Source organism: Streptomyces sp. NPDC047042, assembly GCF_040644035.1.
Taxonomy (GTDB): Bacteria; Actinomycetota; Actinomycetes; order Streptomycetales; family Streptomycetaceae; genus Streptomyces.
The window spans coordinates 214,595-241,528 of record NZ_JBEYVP010000012.1 but is presented as its reverse complement, the minus strand read 5'-3'; the positions used below and the strand labels follow the sequence as shown (position 1 = coordinate 241,528).

General features: G+C 71.4%; 23 protein-coding genes. 14 read left to right on the top strand and 9 right to left on the bottom strand.

The genetic code is table 11. The annotated features are described in order from the left end of the window. The 3 genes from ABZ855_RS16680 to ABZ855_RS16670 all read right to left on the bottom strand — a co-directional run. Positions 1 to 1,406, bottom strand: a 1,406-nt coding sequence (locus tag ABZ855_RS16680; protein ID WP_360807315.1) for a CocE/NonD family hydrolase, incomplete at its 3' end; no start/stop codon positions are given. A gap of 195 nt (positions 1,407 to 1,601) precedes the next feature. Then, a complete protein-coding gene (locus ABZ855_RS16675; protein ID WP_360807313.1) occupies positions 1,602 to 2,171 on the bottom strand; it encodes a TetR/AcrR family transcriptional regulator in 570 nt (189 codons plus the stop codon). 88 nt (positions 2,172 to 2,259) lie between these two features. After that, a complete protein-coding gene (locus ABZ855_RS16670) occupies positions 2,260 to 3,759 on the bottom strand; it encodes an MFS transporter (RefSeq protein WP_360807311.1) in 1,500 nt (499 codons plus the stop codon). Positions 3,760 to 3,973: 214 nt separating this feature from the next. Here ABZ855_RS16670 and ABZ855_RS16665 point away from each other — a divergent pair, with 214 nt between their 5' ends. After that, a complete protein-coding gene (locus tag ABZ855_RS16665; protein ID WP_360807309.1) occupies positions 3,974 to 4,852 on the top strand; it encodes an alpha/beta hydrolase in 879 nt (292 codons plus the stop codon). A gap of 250 nt (positions 4,853 to 5,102) precedes the next feature. On the opposite strand, the gene ABZ855_RS16660 is transcribed toward ABZ855_RS16665, so the two are convergent. After that, entirely contained in the window at positions 5,103 to 6,512 is a 1,410-nt protein-coding gene (locus tag ABZ855_RS16660; RefSeq protein ID WP_360807307.1) for an alpha/beta hydrolase, read from the bottom strand. Between the two features lie 284 nt (positions 6,513 to 6,796). Between ABZ855_RS16660 and ABZ855_RS16655 the strand changes: the two genes are divergently transcribed. Then, positions 6,797 to 7,486, top strand: coding sequence for a hypothetical protein (locus ABZ855_RS16655; RefSeq protein WP_360807305.1), 690 nt, complete (start codon positions 6,797 to 6,799; stop codon positions 7,484 to 7,486). Positions 7,487 to 7,795: 309 nt separating this feature from the next. Then, entirely contained in the window at positions 7,796 to 8,395 is a 600-nt protein-coding gene (locus tag ABZ855_RS16650) for a sigma-70 family RNA polymerase sigma factor (protein WP_360807332.1), read from the top strand. Here the strand turns inward: ABZ855_RS16650 and ABZ855_RS16645 are convergent, their stop codons facing one another. Beyond that, positions 8,396 to 8,893 carry a MarR family winged helix-turn-helix transcriptional regulator gene (locus ABZ855_RS16645; protein ID WP_360807303.1) on the bottom strand — a complete coding sequence of 166 codons (498 nt, stop codon included), beginning with the start codon at positions 8,891 to 8,893 and terminating at the stop codon, positions 8,396 to 8,398. A gap of 169 nt (positions 8,894 to 9,062) precedes the next feature. Between ABZ855_RS16645 and ABZ855_RS16640 the strand changes: the two genes are divergently transcribed. Next, on the top strand, positions 9,063 to 9,578 hold the full coding sequence (locus tag ABZ855_RS16640; protein ID WP_360807301.1) for a YceI family protein: 516 nt from the start codon (positions 9,063 to 9,065) through the stop codon (positions 9,576 to 9,578). On the opposite strand, the gene ABZ855_RS16635 is transcribed toward ABZ855_RS16640, so the two are convergent. Together ABZ855_RS16635 and ABZ855_RS16630 are read right to left on the bottom strand one after the other, a co-directional pair. Then, positions 9,575 to 11,302, bottom strand: coding sequence for a hypothetical protein (locus ABZ855_RS16635; RefSeq protein ID WP_360807330.1), 1,728 nt, complete (start codon positions 11,300 to 11,302; stop codon positions 9,575 to 9,577). The two genes, ABZ855_RS16640 and ABZ855_RS16635, sit on opposite strands and share 4 nt — an antisense overlap. 194 nt (positions 11,303 to 11,496) lie before the next feature. Next, the gene (locus ABZ855_RS16630) at positions 11,497 to 15,654 is read right to left on the bottom strand and encodes a bifunctional nitrate reductase/sulfite reductase flavoprotein subunit alpha (RefSeq protein ID WP_360807299.1); all 4,158 of its coding nucleotides are present in this window, start codon (positions 15,652 to 15,654) and stop codon (positions 11,497 to 11,499) included. A 285-nt stretch (positions 15,655 to 15,939) separates the two neighbouring features. On the opposite strand from ABZ855_RS16630, the gene ABZ855_RS16625 reads away from it, so the two are divergent. From ABZ855_RS16625 to ABZ855_RS16610, 4 genes are all read left to right on the top strand, one after another. Then, positions 15,940 to 16,329 (top strand): cell division protein SepF, encoded by a 390-nt coding sequence (locus tag ABZ855_RS16625; protein WP_319199964.1) that lies wholly within the window; start codon positions 15,940 to 15,942, stop codon positions 16,327 to 16,329. A gap of 95 nt (positions 16,330 to 16,424) precedes the next feature. Further along, entirely contained in the window at positions 16,425 to 17,597 is a 1,173-nt protein-coding gene (locus ABZ855_RS16620; protein ID WP_360807296.1) for an ATP-binding protein, read from the top strand. Further along, positions 17,594 to 17,947 carry a nucleotide pyrophosphohydrolase gene (locus tag ABZ855_RS16615; protein WP_360807294.1) on the top strand — a complete coding sequence of 118 codons (354 nt, stop codon included), beginning with the start codon at positions 17,594 to 17,596 and terminating at the stop codon, positions 17,945 to 17,947. The genes ABZ855_RS16620 and ABZ855_RS16615 overlap by 4 nt, the downstream gene beginning before the upstream one ends. 159 nt (positions 17,948 to 18,106) lie before the next feature. Further along, the gene (locus ABZ855_RS16610) at positions 18,107 to 18,580 is read left to right on the top strand and encodes a DUF6099 family protein (protein WP_360807292.1); all 474 of its coding nucleotides are present in this window, start codon (positions 18,107 to 18,109) and stop codon (positions 18,578 to 18,580) included. 154 nt (positions 18,581 to 18,734) lie between these two features. Here ABZ855_RS16610 and ABZ855_RS16605 read toward each other — a convergent pair whose 3' ends face one another. Then, complete coding sequence (locus ABZ855_RS16605) at positions 18,735 to 18,905, bottom strand: hypothetical protein (protein WP_360807290.1); 171 nt, start codon at positions 18,903 to 18,905, stop codon at positions 18,735 to 18,737. A 270-nt stretch (positions 18,906 to 19,175) separates the two neighbouring features. Between ABZ855_RS16605 and ABZ855_RS16600 the strand changes: the two genes are divergently transcribed. Further along, complete coding sequence (locus tag ABZ855_RS16600) at positions 19,176 to 20,099, top strand: LLM class F420-dependent oxidoreductase (protein ID WP_360807288.1); 924 nt, start codon at positions 19,176 to 19,178, stop codon at positions 20,097 to 20,099. A 125-nt stretch (positions 20,100 to 20,224) separates the two neighbouring features. Here ABZ855_RS16600 and ABZ855_RS16595 read toward each other — a convergent pair whose 3' ends face one another. Continuing rightward, positions 20,225 to 20,812, bottom strand: coding sequence for an alpha/beta hydrolase (locus ABZ855_RS16595; protein WP_360807328.1), 588 nt, complete (start codon positions 20,810 to 20,812; stop codon positions 20,225 to 20,227). A 445-nt stretch (positions 20,813 to 21,257) separates the two neighbouring features. Between ABZ855_RS16595 and ABZ855_RS16590 the strand changes: the two genes are divergently transcribed. From ABZ855_RS16590 to ABZ855_RS16570, 5 genes are read left to right on the top strand one after another with little or no spacing between them, the layout of a single operon-like run. Continuing rightward, entirely contained in the window at positions 21,258 to 22,517 is a 1,260-nt protein-coding gene (locus ABZ855_RS16590) for an ATP-grasp domain-containing protein (protein ID WP_360807286.1), read from the top strand. A 50-nt stretch (positions 22,518 to 22,567) separates the two neighbouring features. After that, positions 22,568 to 23,365, top strand: a complete 798-nt coding sequence (locus ABZ855_RS16585; protein ID WP_360807326.1) for a DUF364 domain-containing protein — start codon at positions 22,568 to 22,570, stop codon at positions 23,363 to 23,365. Beyond that, a complete protein-coding gene (locus ABZ855_RS16580) occupies positions 23,362 to 24,447 on the top strand; it encodes a pyridoxal-phosphate dependent enzyme (protein ID WP_360807284.1) in 1,086 nt (361 codons plus the stop codon). The genes ABZ855_RS16585 and ABZ855_RS16580 overlap by 4 nt, the downstream gene beginning before the upstream one ends. After that, positions 24,444 to 25,673: a dipeptide epimerase gene (locus tag ABZ855_RS16575; protein WP_360807282.1), complete on the top strand. Its 1,230-nt coding sequence runs from the start codon at positions 24,444 to 24,446 to the stop codon at positions 25,671 to 25,673. The genes ABZ855_RS16580 and ABZ855_RS16575 overlap by 4 nt, the downstream gene beginning before the upstream one ends. Continuing rightward, a complete protein-coding gene (locus tag ABZ855_RS16570) occupies positions 25,657 to 26,904 on the top strand; it encodes an MFS transporter (protein ID WP_360807280.1) in 1,248 nt (415 codons plus the stop codon). Before ABZ855_RS16575 ends, ABZ855_RS16570 begins: the two co-directional genes overlap by 17 nt. The last annotated feature ends 30 nt before the right edge of the window (positions 26,905 to 26,934 follow it).

The window sequence follows — 26,934 nt, the reverse complement described above, 5'->3', positions numbered from 1 at the left end:
AGCTTGGCGGTGAAGTCGGTGTCCACCGCCGAGGAGGACACGTACAGGGTCAGGCTGACCGGACCGGTGACCTCGACGGCCTCCTCGAGTACGGGGGACGCGAAACACAGCACGTCCTCGCGGGCGGCGACCGTTCGCTGGTCGACCGGGCCGCAGAACCCCGGAGTCGTCGGCATCGACGCCCCGCCGGCCGAGGGAACCGGGCGGCGCGGGTCGTAGAGGTAGGTCTCGTGCCCGGCGTCGGCCGGCGCGTCGGCGGTCAGCACACCGTCGCCGTCAGCGGTGTTGGCGCGGCCGGTGCTCGTGAGGTGGAAGTCGGTCCACTGTGTGTCGGGCAGCGGCCACTCCTGCTCGTCGCGCCACTGGTCGATGCCCATCACGAAGAGCTTCACCGGTGCCACGCCGTCCAGCGCGGTCGTGTCACCGCGCAGCCAGCGGTCGTAGAACTTCACATGCAGGGCGGTCATGCCCATCAACCGGCCACTGGCCAGCGGGCCGAAGGACCGGTCGCGATACACGCCGTCGCCTGCCTGGCCGTGGTCCCACGGACCGATGACCAGCCGCTGCCCCTCACGCGCCTCCGCGCTGCCCGCCTTCTGACGAGCGGTGGTGTAGGTACGCAGGGTCTGGCCGATGTAGAGGTCGTACCAGCCGCCGATGTTCAGCGCCGGGACGGTGACGTTCCCCAGCTCGGGCGTGAGCTCCATGGCGTCCCAGTACTCGTCGTGGGACGGGTGGGCCATCCAGTCGTCCCACCACTTGCCGTACGCCTTCAGGACCGGGACCTCGGCCGTCGGCAGTACGTCGTTGAGGGCCTCGTGGGAGAGAAGCGCCTGGCCGAGCTGCTGCAGCTGGGGCAGGGTGTCCTCGCCGAGGGCCAGGGACCGCTGGGCGTCGGCCGCGTACATCATGGCGTTCCACATCGTGACCAGGCTCAGCGAGAGGGCGCCGCCCGGGCCGTACCAGGGCGCCTCGTAGTTGTCGATCGAGGTGAGGGACGGTGCGATCGCCTTGAGGCCGGGGGCGCCGGTCACGGCGGTCTCCCACTGGACCATCCCCAGGTAGGACGGCCCGTACGTGCCCACCGTGCCGTCGGACCACGGCTGCTCGGTGATCCAGGCGACGGTGTCCGCGCCGTCGTGGCGGTCGGCCATGTGCGGCACGAACTCGCCTTCCGAGCGATAGGTGCCCCGGCAGTCCTGCACCACCAACGCGTAACCGGCCTCCAGCAGGGCTGGGGTGTCGGGCATGAGCGCATGGCCGACGCCCATCATGGCGTCCTTTCCGTACGGCAGGCGCACGAGCAGCGTCGGGGCCTTCCCCTCGACCGGATGCCACACGTTGGCGGCGAGGGCCACGCCGTCACGCATCGGAACCTTGACGTCAATGTCGTACAGGTGCTGCATCGATGCTCCTCGTTGAGCCGACGGTGGGCTGGCCTCGGTGCGGGTACGTTAGAGGGTACTTTCGTACCCTGTCAATTACCGCAGACGCCTGGCGAGAGGTCGTCAGGCACGCCAGGTGGCTCGGGACATGACACTGCGGGCCACTCCTGCCGCCGGAGGCGGAGAGTGGCCCGCAGTGTCATCGCGGAGCGTGCGTCAGCGCATGCCCGCCGACTCGAGCAGGCTGCGTACGGTGGGGGTGATCAGGCCGGTCAGGTTGTCGGCCTGGATTCCCGCTCGGGCGCTGGCGCCGTCGAAGACCAGGCTGAGCTGCCGGGCCAGGAGGGCGGGGTCGCTCGCGCCGCCCTGTTCGGCCTCGGAGCGGAAGAAACCCAGCAGATTCCCCTTGACCTCGTGGGCCACCCGGCTCGCCGGATGGCTCTGGTCCTTGAGTTCGATCTGTACGGCCAGATATCGGCAGCCCTGGAACTCGGGCGCGCCCGCCTGCTGTTCCAGCTGCTCGAAGACGTACGTGATGCGCTCGCGGGGTGAGCGGCCGTCGTGCGCCGGGGGCAGGAGCCCGGCGACGAAGGCGGTGGCGCGCTCCTGCAGGCTTGCCGCCAGCAGTTCGTCCTTGCTCTCGAAGAGCTGGTACATGGAGCGCTTCGACACTCGCGCCGCCTTGCACAGGGCGTCGACGCCGATGCCGACACCATCTCGGTAGGTGAGCGTGGCCGCCGCCTCCAGCAGTCGCTCCCTGGAACTTGACTTCGCTTCGGTGGTCATAACCCGAATGTAACTCGAATTCAACAAAATGAAAACCGATCGGTTTACGTTCGTTGGTTCGTTCAGCGGGTTCGTTCAGTGGCTTCGCTCAGTGGGCGATCACCGGCTCGCCCTCCGACGGCGCCAGGGCCCGGTTCGGAATCAGGAGCGCCGAGAGCGCCGCACCGACCACGAAGATTCCGGCGCCCCATGCCAGGGTGGCCGTGTAGCTCTCGACCCCGGCCTGTGCCATGGTCAGCGCGCCCGGCTTGTGCGAGGACAGGTAGTCGGTCGCGGCCGACGAGGCGACCGTGGTCAGCAGTGCCGTACTGATCGAGCCGCCCACCTGCTGGCTGGTGTTGATCAGCGCCGAGGCGACGCCCGTGTCCTCGTGGTGCACGCCCGAGGTCGCACCCTGGAACGCGGTGGTCATCACCGCGCCGATGCCGAGGCCCAGCAGGATCATGCCGGGCATGATGTGGGCGACGTAGGTGCTGTCCAGCGTGAGCCGGGTCAGCAGGGCCATGCCGGAGGCGGCGACCAGGAAGCCGGCGGTGATGACGACCTTCGGGCCGACCCTGGGCAGCAGTAGTGAGGGCGTCGTGGTCGACGAGGCGACGATGCCCATGACCATCGGCAGGAACGCCAGGCCCGCCTGGATCGGCGAGTAGCCGATGCTGGCCTCGAGGTAGTAGGTCAGGAACAGGAAGATCGAGAACATCCCCATGCCCAGGACGAACACCGCCATGAACGAACCACCGCGGGTCCGGTCCGTCACGAGGCGCAGCGGCAGCAGCGGGTGCGCGACCTTGGACTCGAGCCAGACGAACACCGCGAGCAGCACCACACCGCCGGCCAGGAAGCCGAGGGTGACGGGGTTGGTCCAGCTGGTGGACTCGACGTGCGCGAACCCGTAGACGATGGCGAACAGCGCGGCGCTCACCGTGAGGGTGCCCGGGATGTCGATCTTGGGCCGCTCGGTGATCTCGGGCTTGGCCAGCAGAAGCAGCGCACCGACCAGCGCGACGGCCGCGAAGATGACGTTCACGTACATCACCCAGCGCCACGACGTCCATTCGGTGAGCATGCCGCCGAGCAGCAGCCCGACCGCCGCGCCCGCGCCGGACAGGGCGCTGAAGATGCCGAAGGCCTTCGGCCTCTCGGACGGCTCGGTGAAGGTCACACTGAGCAAGGAGAGTGCCGCGGGCGCGAGCAGCGCGGCGAAGAGGCCCTGGGCCACACGTGCCCCGACGAGGATTTCGAAGCTGGTGGCCGCTCCGCCGACGACGGAGGCGCCCGCGAAGCCGACCAGGCCGGTCACGAAGGTGGTACGGCGGCCGAACAGGTCGCCGAGTCGGCCGCCGAGCAGCAGGAGGCTGCCGAACGCCAGTGCGTAACCCGTGACGACCCACTGCCGGCTGCCGTCGCTGAAACCGAGGTCGTGCTGTGCGGCGGGCAGGGCGATGTTCACGACGGTCGCGTCGAGCGTGACCATGAGCTGCGCCGTGCCCAGCACGACAAGCACCCACCAGCGCATGGCGTGGGAGCCGCGGCGGCCCGAGTTCGTCTTGCCGGAGGCGGGCGCCCCACGGTCCAAGGTGGTAGTCATGTCTTCCCTTTGTCGCTTGCTGGTGACAACTCGCCACATCGGCTGGAAACCGATCTGTTTCCGGACCAGGAAAACAGATCGGTTTCCGCGACGCAAGTGCGCACCCTGGGCTTGCGCGCGGAAACCGTTCGGTTTACTGTTCTCGAAACCGATCGGTTTCCACTCCCGATCCACTCCCGATCCGTCCCCGATCCACACCCAAGGAGTCCGCGAGATGTCCAGCCAAGCCGCCCGCCCCACCATTCAGGTCCCCGGCACCACCAGCCACACCCTCGCCCCCCGCGCGGGACACGAAGGGCACGAGGGAACGCTGAGATACCTCAAGGCGGGCACCGGCGCTCCCCTGGTCCTGCTGCACACGGTGCGCACGCAGGCCGAGCACTACCGCGCGCTCATCCCGCTGGTCTCCGACCACTACACCGTGTACGCGCTGGACCTGCCGGGGATGGGCTACTCCGAGATCGTGCCCGGGGCGTCGTACGACGAGCCGGCGATGCGCGCCGGTGTCGAACGCCTCCTCACCGAACTCGACCTGCGTGACGTGACGTTGGTGGGGGAGTCCATGGGTGCGGTGCTCGCCCTGACCGCCGCTGCCGATCTGCCGGAGCGGGTACGGCGGGTCGTCGCGGTGAACGCCTACGACTTCAAGGACGGCATCGCCCGCTCCAGTCTGCTGGCGCGTCTGGTGGTCACCGGTGTCCTCGCGCCGGGGGTGGGCCCGACGGTCGCCGGGGTGGAGCCCAAGCCGATCCTGCGCAAGGTGCTGCAGGGCGGACTGGGCGACAAGAGCGCGCTGCGTGACGACTACATGGACGAGCTGCTCCAGGTGGGCACTCGCCCCGGCTACCCGACCGTCGCCCGGGCGGTCTACCAGGCCCTGCCCAGCCTCATCGCGGCCCGCCCGCGCTACACGGACGTCAAGGCGCCCATCCACCTGGTCTACGGCGAGAAGGACTGGTCCCGCCCCTCGGACCGGGAGGCCAACAAGCGGCTGCTGCCGGCCGCCGATTTCACCCAGGTGGCGGGAGCCGGCCACTTCATCGCACTGGAAAGGCCGGACGTGGTCGCCGACCTGCTGAACTCCGTGGCGTGACCGTCCCGGGACCACACACTCGGCCCCCGCCGCCCCTCCTTGTGGGCGACGGGGGCCGAGTGTCTCGAGGGCGATGTGAGCCGCGGCCCCGTGCGCGGCTGGGTCCCCTTCGCAGTGGGGGCCCTGGTGATGCCGGTGGGCCGGGAGGCGGGCGCGTGGGCGGAGCGGCATCCGCGTCGGGTGGGCTGACGCGGGACGTCCCTCCCGGTCGGCCGGTGCTCGCGGGGACCGGCCGACCGGGTTTGTCGCGTCAGCGTGCCGCCGCCGGGCCGTTCAGGAACCCCGCGAGCGTGCGTGTCAGGGTGTTGTGGGCCGGGGCCGCGAAGAGCGGGTCGAGGTGATTCATGCCCGTGTCGGTCTCGTAAGTGGCGTAGGGAATGCGGGAGTTGGACACCACCTTGCGCGCCGACTCCTCGATGGTGCCCTTGGCGTAGCTCGTCCCGAAGGCGTACAGCGGTATGTCGAGCCGGTCGGCGTGGAGCAGTCGCAGGCCCAGGGAACGGGCGAGCGCGGAGTCCGTGTAGGCGTCCGTGACGTCGAGGTCGACGGAGAGCCGGGCCGGCCAGTACCACTCCCACACCGCCGGCACCGGACCGGCGTACGCGGCCGCGACCCGGCTGAGCGGTGTGATCCCGGTGTCGACCCAGCCGCGTACGTCCCCGCTGTCGGCGAGGTGCCCGGAGTGCACGGTGATGGAGTTCGGCCAGCCGAAACCGGCGTCGACCAGCACGCCCAGCAGGCCCGCGTTGGTGACGGTGTACGGCAGGGCCAGGGCGTCGGGCAGCCTGGGCTGGAGGAGGGAGGGGCCGTCGGGGTCGCGCAGGGCGTAGTGGCCGGCGAGCTGGTACCAGATCTGGGTGCTCTCCGCGCGGCTGCCGAGGCCCACGCCGCTCAGGGTCAGGTCGAAGACCGCCCCGGCGTCGATCGCCGCCAGCCGCTGCCGTATCTCCTCCGGCGAGTCGAGAACCGGGTCGCCCGTTCCGTCGAACGCCCCGAGGACACCGCCGTCGACGACCACCAGCCCCGCGAGGTCCCGGTAGCCGGGGCAGCCGTCGAAGTCCCAGGCCGCGTACGCCATCGCGGTCGTCGCTCCCCAGGAGTGCCCGCCGAGCACCACGCGCCGGCCCCCGCGTCCCGCCGCCCGGACGACGGCGCGCAGGTCGGCGAGGGCCAGGGGCAGGCCCCAGTGCGCGGCGAAGGGGGAGGCGGCCGGGTCCTGGCTGCGGTAGTGGCCGTCCAGGTAGTAGGCGAGGGGGTCCGGGCCCGTGAAGCCCGTGCGGTCGGCGAGGTTCTCCTCCCGCCGGTCGAGGGCCCACACCTGCAGGCCGGGCACGGCCGCGACCAGGTCACGGGCCAGCAGCCGGAAGTCGTTCGCGGCCCCGAACATGCCGGGCACCAGCACGAGGACGGTGCCCGCCGCGGCGGGGCCGACCTTGAGGACGTGCACCCGGTCCGTCCCGGCGGGCCCGCCCCCGCCGCTCACGGCGACGGGCACGTACGGCTCCGGGCCGACGGCTCCTGGTCCGGTGGGCCCTTGGCCGGTGGCGTCCGGTGCGCGTCCTGCGGCCACCGCGGTTCCGGCCCCCGTACCGGCCGCGGCCAGTGCCAGACCGCCGATCATTCCGCCCAGCACCGTACGGCGCGGCAGACGGCTCGTCATCTCACGTACCTCCAGGGAGAGTTGATCGTGACCAGCTTCCCCCTCCCCCTCGACGGGACGTACACCAGGGGTCACTTGCGCACCGCGTCGGCGGCGCGCTGACAGGAACGGCTGACAGGAACGGCTGACAGGAACGGCTGACAGGAACTGTGGATTCGATCTGAGTGGAGGGAACCTGGTTCGGCGTCGAGACGTTCCGCGTCATGCTTCCGGCGAGCGGGCGGTCAGCAACTCGCTCACGTACCAGTGACGTTCGAGCCCCGGATGGGAGAATGAGGGCCGTCATGACTGCCGGACGGGGTGCACGCACGCTGCGGGCCGCGGTGTTCGCGGCCGTCTGCGTGCTGCTCGCCTCTCTCGGACACGTGCTGATGTCCGGCTCGGCCGTCGCCTGGTGGACCCTGGCGGCAGGGGCCCTGGTCACGGGCGGCGCGGGCTGGTGCCTGACCGGCCGCGAGCGTGGACTCCCGCTGGTCGTGGCCGTGGTGGTCGTCGCCCAGGGCGCGCTCCACTCGGCCTTCTCGTTCACGCAGGGCACGGGCGCGGGAATGGGCACCGGTGCCGTCGGCATGCCGATGGACGCCATGGACATGACCCACTCCGGCATTGGCACTGGCACCGGCATGGGCACCGGCATGGGCATGGGCATGGGTGCGGGTGCGGATCACCCGACGCGCCTCGGCCACGGCCCGGACGCCCTCTCGTCCTCGTACGGCATGCTCGCCGCACACACGCTCGCCGCACTGCTGTGCGGGCTGTGGCTGGCGTACGGCGAGCGGGCCACGTTCCGCATCCTGCGGGCGGCGGCCGGCCGACTGGCCGCGCCGCTGCGGACGGCGCTCGCGCTGCCCGCGCTGCCGGACCGTCCCCGTCCCCGCCCGTGTCGCGGGCGCTCGGACCGGGCGCCGCGACTGCTTCCGCTCGTCCACACGATCACCTCCCGGGGCCCGCCGACGCGGACCGCTGTCGTCTGAGACAGCCGGCACCCCGGGCCGCTCCAGGTCGCGCCGACGCACATCGACGTCGGCGGTCCTCCGCAGGCGCCGCCCGGGCCACGGTCGTACCCCGCGTCGCTACGCGCGTACGACCGCTCCTCCCTCTGCCGGTAGCGGCGCGCGCCCATGCCGCGCAGCCGCGTCGCGGCCCGCCGCGCTGCCGACTTCCGGATGATCCGAGAAGGACACCAGGTGATCACTCCTCTACTGCCCGCGCCGATCCTCCAGGCCTCAGCGGCTTCCGCACCCTCGGCCGCCCCCTCCGCCGCGGCCTCCTCGGCGGTCCCGATGGACGAGTCGATAACCGCTTGGGCGCTCGCCGCCCGTGGTGGCGACCAGGTCGCCGTCGAACGCTTCGTCGGCGCCCTGCACCGCGATGTGGTGCGGTACGTCGCCCATCTCTCCGCCGATCCACAGGCCGCCGACGACCTCGCGCAGGACACGTTCCTGCGGGCGCTCGGCAGTCTGCACCGGTTCGAGGGGCGGTCCTCGGCGCGCTCCTGGCTGATGGCCATCGCGCGGCGCGCGGTGATCGACAGCTTCCGGCACGCCGCCGCCCGGCCCCGGCTCTGCGACACGGAGGACTGGCGGGCGACCGTCGAACGGGCCCAGCCGCGCGGGCTGCCCGGCTTCGACGACGGCGTCGCGCTGCTCGACCTGCTGGCCGCGCTGCCCGACGAACGGCGCGAGGCGTTCGTCCTCACGCAACTGATGGGGCTGCCCTACGCGGAGGCGGCCGAGGTCAGCGACTGCCCGGTGGGGACGGTGCGTTCACGCGTGGCCAGGGCCCGCGAGACCCTCGCAGACCTGCTGGCGGCAGCCGAGGCGGAGCCGGAGACCGCGCCGGACCCGGAGACGGAGTCGCAACCGGCTGCCCTGGTCGCCTAGTCACCGCTTCTCCGCGTCCGCCTCCTCCGGCAGCATCCGGCACAACGTCTCGCGGTCCTCGGGGCCGATCTCCGTGAGCCCCGAGACGACGACGTCGGCCAGGGCCGGCGAGGACTCCGTGAACAGGCGGCGCCCCTTGCCGGTGAGGGCCACCTCGACGCCCCGTTTGTCACCGCACACGGGGCGCCGGGTGACCAGCCCGGCGTGTGCCAGACAGGCGATCTGATAGGTGAGCCGGGTCTTGGGGCGGCCGAGCAGCTCCGCGATCCGGGTCATCCGCAGACCACCGTCGGGCCGGTCCGCGAGCAGGCACAGGACGAGGAACTCGTCGTGGGAGATGCCGAGCGTTTCCTTGAGGACGGGCCCGAGTCGCTGCTCGATCGCCCCTGTCGCGCCCAGCAGGATCATCCAGTTCCGTAGCTCGGTCGGGAGCAGGCCGCCCTCCTGTGCGGAGGGACATCCGGGCGTCTCGGCAGGGTGTTCGGAGGTGGCGGCCATTCGTCGATTCTACCGGTTGTCCAAATTTGCACGAGGGGTTGTCCAGATTTGGATAACAGGCTAGTTTGGCGTCGTCGCCCCATCGTCCAAATTTGGATGACCTGGGTCCCGGACGTTCCCGGACGTTCCCGTACCTCGCACCAGCCTCGTTCCTGTCAGGAGACAGCTCATGACCGTTGCCGTGGAAACCGGCCTGTGGCAGCTCGACCGGACGGCGTCCACCGTCGCCATCAAGCACAAGACGATGTGGAACCTGGTCACCGTGAAGGGCACGTTCGCCATCACCGGCGGCGGTGGCGAGGTCCTCCCCGACGGCACCGCCACGGGCACCCTGACCCTGGACGCCGCCTCCCTGGACACCAACCACGCCAAGCGCGACAAGCACCTGCACGGCCCCGACTTCTTCGACGCCGAGAACCACCCCGAGATCACCTTCGCGGTGCGCGGCGCCGAACTCCGTGACGGCGACACCGTCCACGTCACCGGTCAGCTGACCGTGCGCGGCATCAGCCGCCCCACCAGCCTCACCGCGCGCCTCACCCACACGGGCGGCGACGCGCTCACCCTGGACGCGGAGTTCAGCGTGGACCGGGACCAGTTCGGCCTGGGCTGGAACCAGCTGGGCATGATCCGCGGCCGTACGGCGGTCACGACCAGCCTCCGCTTCACCCGCGCCAAGGCCTAGCGCGCGGGCCGGACGACGGGATGGGCCTTCACCTTCTGCCGACCGTCCGGCAGCCGGATGTCCATGCTCGACAGGGTGTCCGGCGACGCCGTGAAGGCGCGCAGCCGGATGCGCGTACCCGGGCGCCGGGGCACCCGGAACACCGGGCCTGGCGGCCGGAGCCGGTAGACGGCGCTCGTGTGCGCGGGCAGCGTGGCCGGCCCCTGGACCGCCGTCCACCAGCGGGTCATGCCCTGGCCGGTGGTGAGCGTGAAGTGGGGGGTGAGGGCGCTGTCGTCCCTGTTGGTCACCCGGACGGTCAGCTCCGACACGGCGGCCGGCCCGGTCGTGAGCGTCCTCGTCACCCGCATGGCCAGCGGCGGTGACCCGGCCGCCGCCGCGGCGGTGCACGCCAGCGCCGGTACGAGGAGCAGCGCGGCCGTCGCGACCAGCGCCGGGCGCCGACGCGGACCCGACAGGAAACGCGGCCGGGGCTGCCACGCCCGGGCGAAGGACGCGGCCGGTGTCGTCACCGCGGCCGCCAGCCACAACGGCGTCATCAGTAGGTAGTAGCCGTCCTGCGAACGCGTCGCCAGGAAGAAGGCGCACCACGGCAGCACCGTCATCGCCGGACCCAGCCGCCGCACGAACAGGACGAGCAGCGCCAGCAGCGCCCCCGCCAGCAGGATGCTCGCGTGCGAGTACCAGGCCAGCCGGTCGCTGCCGTCGGTGTAGTAGAGCGCCAGCCCCACCAGGCCCTGCCCGTGGATCGTCGCGTTCTGCGTCAGCGGCAGCGCGACCCCGCTCGCCCAGGTGTGCGGCTCGCTGACGATGAAGTACGTGTTGATCAGCAGCCATACGGTGACCGCCGCGCCGGTGATCCGCAGCACCACCCGGGCCGCGGGACGGGCGCCCAGCTCGCCGCGGCGCACCGCGTAGATCCCGGCCAGCAGGAACGGCACGAGGAACCACGGCAGTTGCTGCGCCGCGCAGGCCGCGCCCAGACAGGCGGCCCGAGCGAAACCGCCCCAGCCCAGCCGCCCGCCCGCCCCGATCCGGGGCCAGCGCACCACCACCGGGATGAGCAGCGCGAGCGCGACGATCGCCGGGTAACCGAGCCGCGCGTAGCTCGGCAGGAAGCCGAAGCCCAGGCACACCATGGTCGCCGCCGACCGCCACGGCACCGGCAGCAGGCGCCACAGCGTCACCGCGCCGACGAGCAGCGCCCCGGTCGTCACCACGGTCGCGGCCAGGGCGCCGTGCCCGAGCCACAGCAGCGGCGCGGTCAGCAGCGGGACGAGGGGCGGGTAGCCGTAGGTGAGGTCGTAGCCGCCGTTCATCGTCGGGGTGAGGGCGACATCGGGGTTGTGCTGGAAGAGCCACGGCCAGGGCTGCCCGTACACGGGGTGCCCGGCGGCCAGTTCACGGGCCGCCTGCGCGGTGAGGACGCCCTCGTCGCCGCCCGCGTGGTTCAGGGCGAACGTGCACAGGGTCAACGTCATGGCCGTCAGCAGGACGCACAGGTCGAGGCGGGCGAGTGTCCGGGTCCGGCGCGCGGTCAGCGTCAGCACCCCGCCGGCCAGGATCGACAGATAGCAGAGCGAGATCACGGCGGCGATGACGAGCTCGCGACTGGCGGCCTGCGTCCACACCGCGCGCGTGCCGATGAACAGGCTGACGATCGCGAGGAGCGTCAGGACGCGATGCCACTGCGCGGGGGCGTCGGCCTCCGGCGCGGCCACCACGAGAGGCTTCGTCTTCGCCGTGACTTCCGGCGCTCGTTCTGCCAAGTGCACGACATCGGAAGGTAATCGTGCCCGGTGTGCCGCGTGCGGTCGGACGTGAAGCTTCCGGTGTGAGGCCGGTAAGAATGTCCGCCAGTAGCATTTATGGGCTATTTATGAGCTCTTTATGGGCTCTTATGGGCTATTCATGCGGTTCAGTAGACATCTCGCACATACCGCTTCGCCGCCATGAGCTGCTTCACATACGCGCCCGCCTCGTCCTCGCTCAGACCGCCGTGCGCCACCGCGATGTCCCGCAGCGCCCGGTCCACGTCCTTGGCCATGCGCGAGGCGTCACCGCAGACGTAGAAGTGGGCACCGTCCTGCAGCCAGTGCCACAACTCCGGTCCGTGCTCGCGCATCCGGTCCTGAACGTAGACCTTGTTGCGCTGGTCGCGGGAGAACGCCGTGTCCAGGCGGGTCAGCGTGCCCTCGGCCACCAGTTCGGCCAGCTCGTCCTCGTAGTAGAAGTCCGTGGCGCGGTGCTGCTCACCGAAGAACAGCCAGTTCGGCGCCGAGTGCCCGAGCGCCCGCCGCTCCTCCAGGAACCCCACGAACGGCGCCACCCCGGTGCCCGGCCCGACCATCACCATCGGCGTCGAGGCGTCGGCGGGCGGTCTGAAGTGCGGCGAACGCTGGACGAAGACGGGTACCGCCGTGTCCGGCCCGGCGTCCGCGAGGAAGGGCGAACAGACCCCGCCGCGCGGCCGGCCGTGCAGGTTCTCGTACCGCACCACGGACACCGTCAGCGACACCCGCGCCGGGTCGACGAGCGGGCTCGACGATATGGAGTACAGCCGGGGCTGAAGCCGCCGCAGCACCTTCGCCCACTCCTGCGCGGACGCCCGCACCCCGTACTCGGTCACCACGTCGACGGCTTGGCGCCCCCACGACCAGCGGGCCAGCCCGTCCTTGTTGTCGGACCGCATCAGCTTCTTCAACTCACGGTTGTCCCGTGCCCGTTCGGAGACGAAGCGCAGCAGGTCGGGTGTGATCCGGGTGATGTCGAGCTGCCGGTACAGCGCCTCGGAGAGGGTGAACTCGCCAACTCCGTCCACTTCCACGCCGGTTGACGCGTCCAGCCCGGTCACGGCCAGCCATTCCTCCACCAGGGACGTGGAGTTGACGGGCCGCACCCCGAGCGCGTCTCCCGCTTCGTACGTGAGCCCCGTACCGCTGGTGTCGAAGGTGAACCGGCGCACTTCCTTGGTCGCCCCGGCCAGACTGAGCAGCCGGTTGCCGACAAGCCGGGCGGGGGAGGGGGCGGGCTTGGCGGACCGTACGGCGGGAGCGGGAGCGGGAGCGGGAGCGGGCGCAGGAGAGACGGTGAGAGCGGAGGCCTGGGCGCTCTCACCCTCCTTGCTGCCCATGCCGACCTTGCCGACCGCGCCGTCCGTGCCGCTCGTCGTGTCCAGCACGTCGAGCACCTGGTCGAGCCACGCGTCCGCCGACGGTTCGAAGTCGGGCTCGCAGTCGGTGCGCGGCGCGATCCGTACCGCGCCCAACTCGTCCAGCCGCGCGTCCAGTCGGCGCCCGTGCCCGCAGAAGTCGTCGTACGAGGAGTCACCGAGCGCGAGGACGGCGTACCGCACGCCGTCCAGCCGTGGCGCCTGCTCCCCGGAGAGCGTGTCCCAGAAGCCGGAGCCGTTGTCGGGGGCGTCGCCGTCGCCGAACGTGCTGGTGATGAAGAGGAGATCGGCGCTGCGGGCGAGGGTGGCCACATCGGCCTCGTCCATGCCGACGAGCTTCGCCCGGTGCCCGCCCGCGTTCAGCCGCTCGGCCGCCGCGCCGGCGAGTTCCTCGGCGTTGCCGGTCTGCGAGGCCCACAGCACGACGACATCGCGCCCGTCGACCTCGACTTCGACCCCGACCCGTTCCCGTGGCGGAGCCTCCACGGTCCTGGAGTACATGCCGGCGAGCATCCCGTTCACCCAGTCGGCGTGCTCGGCGCTGAAGGGAGCGGAGGCGGGCAGCACGGGAATCCCCACGGCGCCGGTGGGCAGACCGGCGAGGAAGCCCGAGAGGTACTGGCGTTCCTGCGCGCTGAGCACGGGCGGAGGAGCGGGCGTGAACGCCAACTCCGGCACGGTGAGCGGCACTTGGGGGAGAGCTGTCGGCAGGGCCGCAGGGGGTGGCAGCTGCGGCTCGGGGCGGTGCACCTTCACCAGGGACACCGCGCACACCTTGAACTCCGGCTGCAGGGACAGCGGATCGACCGCGTCGCTCGTCACCGCGTTGATGCTGAGGTACTCACCGAACAGGTCGTTCCAGTGGAACGGCGCGAAGACGCATCCCGGCCGCACCCGGTCCGTGACGACCGCCGGCAGCACGGCCCGTCCGCGCCGTGACGCGACCTCGACCGAGTCGCCGTCCTCGACTCCCAACTCCCGCGCGTCCTCGGGATGTACCTCCACGAACGGGCCGGAGTTCAGCTTGTTGAGCTTGGCGACCTTCCCCGTCTTCGTCAGCGTGTGCCACTGGTGCTGCACACGCCCGGTGTTGAGGACGAACGGGAAGTCGTCGTCGGGCAGTTCGGCGGCGGGCAGATACGGCCGGCCGTAGAACACGCCACGTCCACTGGCGGTGGGGAACCGCAGCCCCTCACCCTCCGCCTCCCGGTACCGGATGGGGTTGCGCGCGGGCCCGTCCACCGAGGCGGCCGGCCACTGCACGGGAGTCTCCCGCAGCCGCTCGTAGGTGACGCCCCGCAGATCCCACCCGGTCTTCGGGTTCCACGCCTGCTTGAGCTCCTCGAAGACATCCTGGGCGCTCTCGTACGCGAACCCGTCGAACCCCATCGCGCGGGCGACGGCCGCGATGATCCGCCAGTCGGCCATGGCGTCGCCGGGCGGGTCGACGGCGGCGCGGGCGAGGGTGAGGTTGCGCTCGCTGTTGACGAGGACGCCCTCCGCCTCGGTCCACATCGCGCCGGGCAGGACGACATCGGCGTACGCGTTGGTCTCGGTCTCGGCGAAGACGTCCTGCGTGACGACGAACTCGGCGGCCTCCAGGCCCTCGATGACGGTCCGGCGGTTGGCGACCGAGGCGACCGGATTCGTGCAGATGATCCAGCAGGCCTTGATCTGGCCCTCGGCCATCCGCCGGAACATCTCGATCGTGCCGAGCCCGGCGCCGTCCTTGCGTAGCGTGCCCGCGGGCAGCTCCCACAGGTCCTCGACGAACGCCCGCTCCTCGTCGACGAGCACGGACCGCTGCCCCGGCAGCCCCGGCCCCATGTACCCCATCTCCCGGCCGCCCATCGCGTTGGGCTGCCCGGTGAGGGAGAACGGCCCGCTGCCGGGACGGCAGATCGTGCCGGTGGCGAGATGCAGGTTGACCAGGGCGTTCGTGTTCCAGGTGCCGTGCGTGGACTGGTTGAGGCCCATCGTCCAGCAGCTCATCCACTCACCGGACGCACTGGCCTCACCGATGATCCGGGCGGCTTCCCGGATGTCGTCCTCGGGGATACCGGTGATCGCGGAGACGGCGTCCGGCGGATAGTCGGCGAGGAAGGCCGGCATCTCCTCCCAGCCCTCGGTGTGGGCGGCGATGAACTCCGGGTCCGTGTACCCGTCGGCGTGCAGGAGATGGAGGAGACCGTTGAGGAAGGCCAGGTCCGTACCGGGCTTGATCTGGAGGAACAGGTCGGCCTTCGCGGCGGTGGCGGTCCGCCGGGGGTCGACGACGATGAGCTTGGCCCCCGCCTTGACCCGCTCCATCATCCGCAGATACAGGATCGGATGGCAGTCGGCCATGTTCGACCCGATGACCAGGAACGCGTCGGCGAGATCGAAGTCGTCGTACGAGCCGGGCGGCCCGTCGGCGCCCAGCGACAGCTTGTATCCGGTGCCCGCGCTCGCCATGCAGAGCCGGGAGTTCGACTCGATCTGGTTCGTTCCCACGAACCCCTTCGCCAGCTTGTTCGCCAGGTACTGGGCCTCCAGGCCCATCTGCCCGGAGACATAGAAGGCGACGGCGTCCGGCCCGTGCTCGTCGACGATCGCCCGCAGCCGCCGCGCGGTCTCCGCGATGGCGTCGGCGACGGGCGCGGGGACCAGCTCCTCGCCCCGGTCGTCGTGGCCGCCCCGGACCAGCGCGGTGGTCAGCCGTCCGGGTGCGCTGAGCATGTCGGCGGTGGTCGCGCCCTTGGTGCACAGCCGCCCGGCGTTCGCGGGGTGCGCCTTGTCCCCGGAGGCCTTGAAGACCGTACGCCGACCGTCGGGTCCGAGCCCGACGTCCAGCACGATTCCGCAGCCCACCCCGCAGTACGAGCACACGGTGCGCACCTGCGTTGTCGTGGGGGTTGTGGTCACGTGCTGCCTTTCTCGTCTTCCGCTGTCCTGCTCCGCTTTCCTGCATCAAGCCGGCCCGCTACCGCCGAGCGTACGAATTGCCCGTTACGTCGATGTCACGTGATCCGATCATGAGCGGTTACGCCCGCTGCACAGCCAGAGTGTCAGTGCTGTGAGGTACGTATGGGTGTTCGGATATTTCTCACACAGGGGGTCGCTGAGCGTGTCGTATTGGGCCGATCGGGTGACCATGAGTAAGAATTGGCTGATGCAGACTGTCAGCGCGAGCCAGGACGGAGTGCGCCGATGAACAGCCACGATGTCACCGACGAACAGTGGGAGGGGCTCGCCCAGGTCGTACCGCTGAGAGGCCGGGACGCATGGCCGTCCGCGGTGGGCCACCGGTCGATACCCGAGGCGGAAACCGAGGCCAGGCGGCGTTTCGTCGTCCTGCGCGTCAATGTCTTCGCGGACGCCCGCGAGGTCGCCGAGACGCTGATGGCGGGCATCCCGGTCCTCCTGGATCTCACCGGCGCCGAGACGGACACCGCCAAGCGGGTCCTCGATTTCAGTACGGGTGTCGTCTTCGGCCTCGCGAGCGGGATGCACCGGGTCGACCGGAACGTGTTCCTTCTCACCCCGCCCGGCACCGAGGTCGGCGGGCTCATGGGCGGAGCCGGGGTGCCGGAGAACTGAGAGCGGGCTCACAGCGAAATCCGGTGGTCCCCCGTTCGTAGGAAGGTGCGGCGGGCGGAACGGTTCGCCTCGCGGCGGAGCCCTACGGTCCGGATATGACCCTGTCACTGGACTCACCGCCCTCCCCGGCCACCGCAGCGCAGAGGGCGGCGCGTCCCGACCGGCCGAGCCTTACCGAACTGAGACTGTCCGCCTACGCGGGACACCGCGGGGCCGGGTTCCCGCTCGGGCGGCTCACCCTCCTCGCCGGGTCGAGCGGCAGCGGCAAGTCGACCGCCCTCAGGGCGTACGAGTCGCTGGCCCGCCTCGGCTCCGGCGCCACCGTCGGGGAGGCGTTCCCGGACCCCGCCGCCTGCGTCCCGGAACGCGCCCGCCCCGACGCCCAACGCCGGCGCGGCTTCCGCATCGGCTGTACGGCGGACGGCCCCGAGGGTCCCGTACGGCTCGACGTCGCCGTCCAGGCCGAGCCCGAACTGCGCATCGTGGGCGAGCGGTTGAGCGCGGGCGGGGTGGTCCTGCTGGAGACGGCACTGGTCGATCCCAGCAGGCGCACCGTCCAGGCCGCCTGGCACACGGCCGGTTCGGCGTCGGTCACCCGCGCCCCGATGCCCGACGACCGGCTCGGCACGACCCTGCTGCCGCTGCGGGTCGCCGGGAAGACGGACGGGCAGCGCCAAGTCATCGCCGCCGCCGAGCAGATGGTGCTCGCCCTGCGGTCCGTCTTCGCCTGTGACCCACTGCCCGACCGGATGCGCGCCGCGGTCCCGGTGCGCAGCGGACGGCTTCTGCCGGGGTGCGACAACCTGGCCGAGGTCCTGTGGCGCACCCGGTCCGAATGCTCCATCCGCCACGGGCTGTTGGTCGCCGCCGTCCGCGAGGGCTGCGCGGGCCCGGTCACGGACGTACGGGCGGACCGGGTCGCCGACGGTCGCGTGCGAGCCGTACTCGACCGGGGTGACGGTCTGCTCACCGCCTTCGGCAGGCTGGGCGACGGCGAGTTGAGGTACGCGGGACTGGCGCTGGTCCTGCTGACCGGCCCCGGTGTGCTGATGGTCGACCGGCCCGGCGAGGTGCCCGACGCCCTCCAGGCGCTCACGGTCCTGGCCGACGGCTTCGACCGGTCCCTGGACGTACCGCAGCGCGAGCAACTCCTGCGCCTGGCCGCCCGGATGTGCGACCGAGGGCACATCCGTCTCCTCGGCACGGTGAGCGACGCGTCCTGGGCGGAGGAGGTGGCGGGGGTGACGGTGGTACACCTGAAGCCGTGACAGACCAGGAACACCCCGAAGAACCCGGCCAGTTGGACGTGGCGGAACTCCAGCGCAGGCTGGCCGAGTTCGCGGCGGCACGGAACTGGCAGCCGTTCCACACCCCCAAGAACCTCGTCAGCGCGCTCAGTGTCGAGGCGTCCGAACTGGTCGAGATCTTCCAGTGGTTGACGCCCGAGGAGTCGGCGCGGGTGATGGACGACCCGGACACCGCCCACCGGGTGACGGACGAGGTCGCGGATGTGCTCGCGTATCTGCTCCAACTGTGCGAGGTGCTCGGGATCGACGCGCTGGCCGCCCTCGCGGCGAAGATCGACCGTAACGAACGGAGGTTCCCCGCACCGGAATAGTCACTCTCCGAAGTCAAAATGCGATCTGTTGCTCATTTCGTGTCCGCAGATTTCCGCCTTCCTCTGGCTTTTCGTCCCATTGCCCTTCACTCTGGGTAGTGGACGGTGGAGTTCGGGCGGACGTGCGAAAAGCGCGTCGGGGACAGACGGGGGCAGCGCATGGACGCTGTGCGGCTCATCCTGACGAGCAGACATGCCCTGGCGATCAGCGAGGGTGTGCGGCAGACCCTGATGGAGGTGTGGCAGGCGCAGGCCCTGGCGCAGGCGATAGGCAGCCGTCTCGCGGTCACCGGACCACCCGAACTGCGGGGCGAGGCACTGGGGTTGACGGAACTGGCGGGCCGGGGCTGCGGCGTTCTCGACGAACCGTGCCTCGCCGTGGGCGACTTACGCGCGGCCCAGCTCACCGAGCTGGGCGACGCCCGCCAGGCCCTCGTCTGCCTCGGCAACCTGCTCGGCGAGGCCGGCATAGCCCTGGTCGGCATCGCCAGCGCGGCGGCCGACGAGACGACGTACTGGCAGTGCATGGAATCCATCGACGCGGCGGACGAGTCCCGCGACCGGGTCCTGGAGATGCTCCGCAAGCTCGCGGCCAGGGAGGCGGCGGGAGGTGCGGAGCGGGTGCCCGGGTAGAGGGGTCGAGCCCTGTCGGGCAGAGGGCCGAGCCTTGCAGCTCGGCCCGGGCGATCTCAGCCTGTCCGGGGGTTCTCCCGCTGGGGGAGTCCGAGGACGAGGCCGTTCAGGCCGGTCGGGGACCCGGCGGCGAAGCCCCCGGCAGGGGCGGGCCTCAGCCCGCCTCGGTCTCCTCCGCGGGCGCCGACGACACTCCCGCCGACTGAAGATCCGCGTCGAGCGCCGACAGATCCGCGTTCAGCGCGGCCATCAGCTCCTCCATCTGCTGCAGCAGCCCCTTCGGCTGTGCGGGCCCCGCCTGCTGCGGCACGACTTCTTCGGACAATGACGGCCTCCTCGGCCCCTGGCTCCCAGCGGAGCCGACACGGGTGCGCGCCGGAAACGAGCGGGCCGGCAATCGAACTGGCCGGCCGGTCGACGCCGGCGCGGGCGCCGGTCGGGCCGGCTCCGCCCGAGCCAACGATCATCGCCGTGCGGGGTCACTGGTCCGGAGCCGCAGCTCGTACGGGGTTGACGGTTTTTCACTCGCCCGGGGAAGTGCGGGGCGGGGGAGACCGGTGGGGTTGACCGCTGTTCGAGCGTGCAGGATGGAGGCATGGATCTTCGTATCTTCACCGAACCCCAGCAAGGCGCGACCTACGACACCCTGCTCGCCGTGGCGAAGGCCACCGAGGACCTGGGCTTCGACGCATTTTTCCGCTCCGACCACTATCTCCGCATGGGTGACGGGGACGGCCTGCCCGGCCCCACCGACGCCTGGATCACCCTCGCCGGACTCGCCCGCGAGACCAAGCGCATCCGCCTGGGCACCCTGATGACCGCCGCCACGTTCCGTCTCCCCGGCGTCCTCGCGATCCAGGTCGCGCAGGTCGACCAGATGTCCGGCGGCCGGGTCGAACTCGGCCTGGGCGCGGGCTGGTTCGAGCAGGAGCACAAGGCGTACGGCATCCCGTTCCCGCAGGAGAAGTTCGCCCGTCTCGAGGAGCAGCTGGCCATCGTCACCGGCCTCTGGGAGACAAAGACCGGTGAAACGTTCAGCCACCATGGCACGCACTACGAACTCACCGACTCGCCGGCCCTTCCCAAGCCGGCGCAGGCGAAGATACCCGTGCTGATCGGCGGCCACGGCGCGGCCCGTACCCCTCGGCTGACCGCCCAGTACGCCGACGAGTTCAACATGCCGTTCGGGTCGCTCGAGGACACCGAGCGCCAGTTCGGCCGGGTGCGCGCGGCGGTCGAGCAGGCGGGCCGCCGGGCCGACGCGCTGACGTACTCGAACGCCCTCGTGGTGTGCGTCGGCAAGGACGACCAGGAGGTGGCCCGCCGGGCCGCCGCGATTGGCCGCGAGGTCGACGAACTGAAGACCAACGGACTGGCGGGTTCCCCGGCCGAGGTCGTGGAGAAGATCGGCCGGTACCAGGAGATCGGCTCCCAGCGGCTCTACCTCCAGATCCTCGACCTCGACGACCTGGACCACCTGGAGCTGATCTCCTCGCAGGTGCAGACGCAGCTGTCGTAATCCGTGGCGCGTGGCCGGGGTGTACCCCGTCGGGCGTCTCTCCTTGGGTCCCCCTTCGGGTCGGGCTTGGGCTCGCCCTTCGGTCGCAACTCGGCTCGCCCTTCGGCTCGACCTTCCGGTCGCCCCTAGGCTCGCCCTTGGGGTCGCCCTTGGGGTCGCCCTTCGGGTCGCCCTTGGGGTCGCCCTTCGGGTCGGGCTTGGGGTCGGGCTTGGGGTCGGGCTTGGGGTCGGGCTTGGGGTCGGGCTTGGGGTCGGGCTTCGGGTCGGGCTTGGGGTCGGGCTTCGGGTCGCCCTTCCGGTTGGGCTTCGGGTCGGCCTCGGGTCGGGGCTTTCAGCCAGCTCGGCTTCCGGTCCGGACGGGGAACGTGCCGGGGGTGCGCCGGTGTGCGGGCTACCGGCCGGTCACCACCGGGAGCCCCGGCCCCGCGCACCGCACATCCGCCGGCGGCACCCGCCCGTCGACCAGCTAGGCGGCGGCCGTCGAGTCCACGCACGCGTTGCCCCGGCTGGCGAACACGCCGTGGGAGTAGTCCTCGTCGAGGGGTGACTAGGCGCGAGCCGGGCAGCAGCCGGCGCAGTTCGCGGGCGCCCCCGATCGGGGTGACCGGGTCGTGGGCGGAGGCGATCAGCAGTACGGGCGGGGCGGCGGGGCTGCCCAGGACCGTACGGCGTCCGGTCCGGTGGGGCCAGAAGGCGCAGGCCGACGCCTCCATGCCGGTCAGCACGGGCTGCGGGTCCAGCCGTCGTGTGCGGTGGAGGTCGGCCAGGACGCGTCCGGGTGCAGGACCGGGTCCGTCCGCGCACTTCACGGTCCGGTTCGCCGCCTCGAAGACGCGTGGGTCCGGGGAGTCGAGGGCGGTCGCGGGGCGGAGGGTGCCCGGGGTGCCGTCCCGCAGATACGTTCGCAGCCCGTCGGCCAGGAGCCCTCCCAGTATTCGGTGCGGCCGAGGGCGCGGTACACGGGCCGTACTGCGTGGGGGACGGGCCACGGGTCTCGCAATCTCGGTATCGGTGTCGACTTCGGTAATCCTCCGGTCATCAGATGACAATGAAAACGATTGTCGATAACGTGTCCACGGTCAAGTCCGGAGCCCTCCCTGGCGGGGGTGCCTTCGCGCTGCCCTGACGGCCGTGACCGCCGGGGTGGAAAGGGGAGTTGTGGCTCATTTGCTGGTGGTCGAGAGCTGGGTCGGATCGATGAGCAGACTGCTGCCACGGGCGATCCGGGAGAGCGGGCACGAGTTCACCTTCCTCACCCGTGACCTGCACCACTACCTGCGCAGCGCCCCCGAGGGGGCGGCGCATCCACTGCTCGGTGCCCGCAACGTGGTCACCGCCGACACCAACGACCTCGACGAACTGCTGCCGTACGTCGAGCGGTTGCACGGGGTGCTCCGCTTCGACGGGGTGATCACCTCGTGCGACTACTACCTGCCCACGGTCGCCCGGATCGCCGGGCACCTCGGCCTGCCGGGCTCCGGCCCCGAAGCCGTGGAGAACGCCTGCCGCAAGGACGCCACCCGCCGGGTGCTGGCGGACGCCGGCGTGCCGGGGCCGCGGTTCGCCGTGTGCGAGGAATGGGCCGACATCGTGCGCGAGGCCGCCGGCATCGGCTATCCGCTGGTCGTCAAGCCGGTCGACCTGTGCGCGGGGATGTACGTCCGACGCGTCGACGACGAGGCCCAACTTGCCGAAGCCTGCCGGGCGTTGAGCGCCTTTCCGGTCAACGCGCGGGGGCAGCGGCGCCCGCCCGTCGTCCTCCTCGAGGAGCTCCTCGACGGGCCCGAGGTGAGTGTCGAGACCGTGTCCTGCGCGGGCGCCGTGCAGGTCGTCGGGGTGACCGACAAGAGCATCGGCGGGGCGCCCGCCTTCATCGAGACCGGCCATATGTTCCCGGCCGCGCTCACGGCCGCCGACACCGAGGCCGCCGAGCAGACCGCGCTGGGCGCCCTGAAGGCGCTCGGACTGGTGGAGGGGGTCGTGGCCCACACCGAGATCAAACTGACCTCCGCCGGGCCGCGCGTCGTCGAGGTCAACCCCCGTCCGGCCGGCAACCGGATCACCGAACTCGTCCGCCATGTCACCGGCATCGACCTCGCCGCCGCCTTCGTGGACGTCTCCCTCGGCCGTGCGCCCGACCTGCGCCGCACGGACACGGGGGTGCGCAGCGCGGCCATCGGCTTCCTCGTCCCGGAGACGGAGGGCACGTTGGAGTCACTGCCCGGCGGCGACCAACTGCGCCAGAGAGAAGGCGTGTTGGAGGTCCAGCTCGCCGAGCCGGGAACCGTTGTCAAGGCGGCGGGCAGCAACAACGAATACCTGGGACACGTCATGGCGGCCGACCCGGACGGTCTCGGCGCCCGCGCCCGCGTCGAGTCCCTGCTGGGCGAACTCCGCGCGGGACTGGTGATCCAGTGAACGCCGCAGCACCCACCACGACCCTTGCCCGGGCGGACTCCTACGAGGAGTTGGCGGTCGGCGCCCTCGCCGGTGACCTCGGACCGGATCCGAAGGAACTCCGCGTCTCCGTCTCCTTCGCCACCCGGCAGGCCGTACGGCACGACGGGCGGGGCAGCGGCTACCGCAACGAGGTGCTCAGCCTGCGACTTGGCGCGGCCGTCGGTTCCTGCGCTGTCGAACCCGGACAACTCCCGGACGACGCGATCGACACCTGCGTGGGCGCGGACGTCGCCGGGCTCCTCCAACACCCCCTGCTTCCCGTACGCGTGGCCGCCCTCGACGCCTACCTCATGCACATCACCCCGCACCTCCCGGAGCACGGGGCCCGGACGGTCCACCTCCCGGCCGGCTCCTCGCTGGTGAAGTCGCAGGCGCGCGCGAAGACCGTCGTGTCGCTGCTCGACCTGCCCGCCGGGGCCACGGTCCTGGTGGTCGGAGTCGTCAACTCCCTTCTGGAGGCGCTGCGTTCACGGGGGCTGAACTACGTTCCGTGCGATCTCAAGGGCGGTACGACGGAGTGGGGCGAGCCGGTGGTGACCGACGCCCTCGCCGAGGCGGAGAGCGGGCGCTGTGACGCCGTACTCGCCTCCGGGATGACCCTCGGCAACGGCACCTTCGAGCCCCTGCGGCGCCATGCGCTGGCCCACGGAAGGCAGTTGGTGATGTTCGCCCAGACCGGCAGCGCCATCCTGCCCCGCTTCCTCGGACACGGGGTGAGCGCGGTCTGCGCCGAACCGTACCCCTTCTTCTGGCTGGACGGCGGCCCCGGCGCCATCCACTGCTACGGCGGGAGCGGCCCCCGATGACCACGACCGCCGTACGGTCCACCCCAGCGGCACGTCATGAGCTGCTGTCGCTCCTCGGTCGCACCCCCCTCGCCCGGATCACCGCCCAACTCCCGGGACCGCAACCGGGGTTCTGGGCCAAGCTCGAAGGACTCGGCGCGGGCGGCATGAAGGCGCGCGCCGCCGTGTCCATGCTGCTCGGCGCCCGCGAACGGGGCGAACTGCGTCCCGGCGCACCGGTGGTGGAGTCGACCTCCGGCACCCTCGGAGTCGGACTCGCCTTCGCCGGACAGGCCCTCGGACATCCGATCGTGCTGGTCGGCGACAGTGAACTCGAGCCGTCCATGCGGCAGTTGCTGCGCTCCCACGGAGTACGGCTGGAGATCGTCGACCGGCCGGCGGCACAGGGCGGCTGGCAGGCGGCCCGCCTCACCCGTCTCCGCGAACTCCTCGCCGCCCTCCCCGACGCCTACTGGCCCGACCAGTACAACAACCCCGACAACATCGCCGGCTACACCTCCCTGGCCGCCGAACTCACCGCCCAGCTCGACCACTTGGACGTCCTGGTGTGCAGCGTCGGCACCGGCGGACACAGTGCCGGCATCACCGGACCCCTGCGCAGGCGCTGGCCCGCGCTGCGGCTCATCGGTGTCGACGCGACCGGCTCCACCATCTTCGGCCAGCCGGCCCGCCCTCGCCTGATGCGCGGCCTCGGCAGCAGCATCCACCCCCGCAACGTCGCCTACGACGCCTTCGACGAGGTCCACTGGGTCGGCCCCGCCGAAGCCGTGGACAGCTGCCGCAGACTAGCCCGCGAGAGCTTCGTCAGCGGCGGCTGGAGCACCGGCGCCGTCGCCCGAGTCGCCGCCTGGGCAGCCCGCGTCCACCCCGGCGCAGTCGTCGCGACCGTCTTCCCCGACGGCCCGCACCGCTACCTCGGCACCGTCTACGACGACGACTTCGCCCTCGCCCACGGCCTCGACCCGGCCACCGCGGCCACCCGTCCGGTCGAGATTCCGCACCCCCGCGCCGCCGAGGCCACCGGCTGGGTCCGCTGCACCCGCGTCACCGACCCGCTCTCCCCGCAGGAAAGGAACCAGTGAAGGCCAGCCTGCGCACCGCCCGCCTCGAACTCACCGAGCCGCTGCGCATCTCCCGCTCCACCATGGCCGCCCGCGACGCGGTGTGGCTCACCATCGAACACGAGGGGTCGTACGGGCACGGCGAGGCCGTCACCAGCCTCTACTACGGACTCGACACCGCCACACTCCAAAGGCATTTCAACGACATGGAGTTGAGCCGCTTCGCCGCTCCGGAAGACGCGTTGGAGACCCTGCGAGAAGGACAGGGAGGGCAGAGAGGGCCTGGAGGGTCGGTCGGGCGCCGTGGAGGGGCGGTCGGGCTGCGTGGAAGGTCGGCGAACGGCGACAGCATGCCCGCCGCCGTCGTCGCAGCCGTCGAAGCCGCGCTCCTCGACCTCGTCGGCAAGCGCGCCGGGGTCCCCGTGCACCGGCTGCTGGGGGCGCCTGCCGCGCCTGTCGCCGACACCGCCCGCACCATCGGCATCACCTCCCCCGGGCACGCGGCCGACGAGGCTCGACGGCTCGCCGCGAGCGGCTTCCGGATCGTCAAGGTCAAGGCGGGGACGCCGGACCCGGAGGACGACGTGGAACGCGTACGCGTCATCCGCGACGCCGCGCCCGGCGTACGACTGCTCCTCGATCCCAACGGGGCCTGGAACATCGCCCAGGCACGGGAGTTGCTGCCCCGGTTCGCCGAACTCGGCGTCGAGGCGGTGGAACAGCCCGTCGTCCCCGGCGACCCGGAGTCCTTCGCGGCCCTGGCCGAGCGATCGCCGTTGCCGCTCATCGCCGACGAGGACGCGGTGGACCTGGAGGACGCGCGACGACTCGCCGGACGCGTGCACGGCATCAACGTCAAGCTCGCCAAGTGCGGCGGGGTGCACGCGGCCCTGCGTATCGCCGGGCTGATCGAGGGCAGCGGTACGGAGTTGATGCTGGGCTGCCTCACCGCCAGCACCCTCGGCATCGCACCCGCCGTCCACCTCGCCGACCACGCCCGCTGGACCGACCTGGACGGACACCTGCTGCTGGCCCGGGATCCGTGGTCCGGAATCGGCGGTGCCGACGGTGTCGTACGCGCAAGTGACCGGCCTGGTCTGGGAGTTCAGGAGCACGGGGTCGACGAGTCCGGTGCCGGGGGCAACGGGGGCAACGGGGGCAACGGGGGCGACGGGGGCGACGTGGGTATCGAGGGCATCGCGTGCGACGAGGTCGACGCGGGGGGCGAGTATGAAGACGTGGCGTGAGATGCGGCGCTTCCCGGTCGCCGTCCAACTGCTGCTCGTCAACCAGCTCGGCGTCAACACCGGCTTCTACCTCCTCATCCCCTACCTCGCGACCCACCTCAGCGGGGACCTGGGGATGTCGGCGGCCGTCGTCGGCATCGTCCTCGGGGTGCGCAACCTCAGTCAGCAGGGGCTCTTCATCATCGGGGGGTCCGCCGCCGACCGGCTCGGCGCGCGCGGAGTGATCATCGCCGGGTGCGGGCTGCGGTCGGTCGGGTTCGGACTGTTCGCCCTCGGCGACGGGCTGCCGGTGCTGTTGGCCGCGTCCGTGCTGAGCGGGCTCGCCGGGGCGCTGTTCAACCCGGCGGTACGGGCCTACCTCGCGCAGGAGGCCGGGGGCCGGAAGGCGGAGGCGTTCGCGCTGTTCAACGTGTTCGCCACCACCGGCGCGCTGGTCGGGCCACTGCTCGGCAGCGCACTTCTTCTGGTGGACTTCAGGGCGTCCGCGCTCACCGCCGCAGCGATCTTCGCGGTCCTCACGGTCGCCCAGGCCCTGGTGCTGCCCGCGCGGGAGGTCGAACCCGCGAAGAGCGGGGTCCTCGCGGACTGGCGCGAAGTGGTGGGCAACCGAGCCTTCGTGGCGTTCGCGCTCGCCATGGTCGGCATGTTCACCCTGGAGAACCAGCTCTATCTGCTCCTCCCCGACGGTGCCCGCCGGGCCACCGGCTGGGACGGCGCGGCCGGCCTCGTCTTCGTCGTCGGCACCCTCTCCAACCTCGCCTTCCAGCTCAGGATCACCCGTTCGCTCAAGTCGCGTGGTGTGCGGGCCCGTTGGATCGTGGCGGGGCTGGCGCTGATGGGGCTGGCGTTCGTGCCGCCGATGCTGGTGGCGGGGGAGGGGGAGGCGTCGTGGTGGGCCGCCGTACCCGTCCTGGTGGGCGCGCTGATCCTCTACGTCGGGGTGATGGTCGCCTCGCCGTTCGTCATGGAGCTGATACCGGGCTTCGGGCGGCCCGAGCTGACGGGCACCTACTTCGGCATCTTCTACGTCGTCTCCGGCATCGCCGCAGCCGTCGGCAACACGGTCGTCGGCTGGGCGATGGACGCGGGTGAGCGGGGCGGCGCGGAGTGGCTGCCGTGGGCGTTCTGCGCGGTGTTCGGCCTGGCGTCGGCGGGGGGAGTGGCCTGGCTGAACAGGCTGGGTGCACTGCCGACGACCCCGGCGCCGGTGCGGGAGAGGAGCACGGTGTGAACAGGCCAGGCGGCGAGGCCAGTGTGAACC

What these genes read in the sequence shown, in the direction of transcription:
- ABZ855_RS16570 (WP_360807280.1), top strand. Translation starts at nt 25,657, where the DNA reads ATGAAGACGTGGCGTGAGATGCGGCGCTTCCCGGTCGCCGTCCAACTG.
- ABZ855_RS16620 (WP_360807296.1), top strand. Translation starts at nt 16,425, where the DNA reads ATGACCCTGTCACTGGACTCACCGCCCTCCCCGGCCACCGCAGCGCAG.
- ABZ855_RS16675 (WP_360807313.1), bottom strand. Translation starts at nt 2,171, where the DNA reads ATGACCACCGAAGCGAAGTCAAGTTCCAGGGAGCGACTGCTGGAGGCG.
- ABZ855_RS16655 (WP_360807305.1), top strand. Translation starts at nt 6,797, where the DNA reads ATGACTGCCGGACGGGGTGCACGCACGCTGCGGGCCGCGGTGTTCGCG.
- ABZ855_RS16645 (WP_360807303.1), bottom strand. Translation starts at nt 8,893, where the DNA reads ATGGCCGCCACCTCCGAACACCCTGCCGAGACGCCCGGATGTCCCTCC.
- ABZ855_RS16600 (WP_360807288.1), top strand. Translation starts at nt 19,176, where the DNA reads ATGGATCTTCGTATCTTCACCGAACCCCAGCAAGGCGCGACCTACGAC.
- ABZ855_RS16665 (WP_360807309.1), top strand. Translation starts at nt 3,974, where the DNA reads ATGTCCAGCCAAGCCGCCCGCCCCACCATTCAGGTCCCCGGCACCACC.
- ABZ855_RS16660 (WP_360807307.1), bottom strand. Translation starts at nt 6,512, where the DNA reads ATGACGAGCCGTCTGCCGCGCCGTACGGTGCTGGGCGGAATGATCGGC.
- ABZ855_RS16625 (WP_319199964.1), top strand. Translation starts at nt 15,940, where the DNA reads ATGAACAGCCACGATGTCACCGACGAACAGTGGGAGGGGCTCGCCCAG.
- ABZ855_RS16650 (WP_360807332.1), top strand. Translation starts at nt 7,796, where the DNA reads ATGGACGAGTCGATAACCGCTTGGGCGCTCGCCGCCCGTGGTGGCGAC.
- ABZ855_RS16580 (WP_360807284.1), top strand. Translation starts at nt 23,362, where the DNA reads ATGACCACGACCGCCGTACGGTCCACCCCAGCGGCACGTCATGAGCTG.
- ABZ855_RS16670 (WP_360807311.1), bottom strand. Translation starts at nt 3,759, where the DNA reads ATGACTACCACCTTGGACCGTGGGGCGCCCGCCTCCGGCAAGACGAAC.
- ABZ855_RS16595 (WP_360807328.1), bottom strand. Translation starts at nt 20,812, where the DNA reads ATGGAGGCGTCGGCCTGCGCCTTCTGGCCCCACCGGACCGGACGCCGT.
- ABZ855_RS16640 (WP_360807301.1), top strand. Translation starts at nt 9,063, where the DNA reads ATGACCGTTGCCGTGGAAACCGGCCTGTGGCAGCTCGACCGGACGGCG.
- ABZ855_RS16610 (WP_360807292.1), top strand. Translation starts at nt 18,107, where the DNA reads ATGGACGCTGTGCGGCTCATCCTGACGAGCAGACATGCCCTGGCGATC.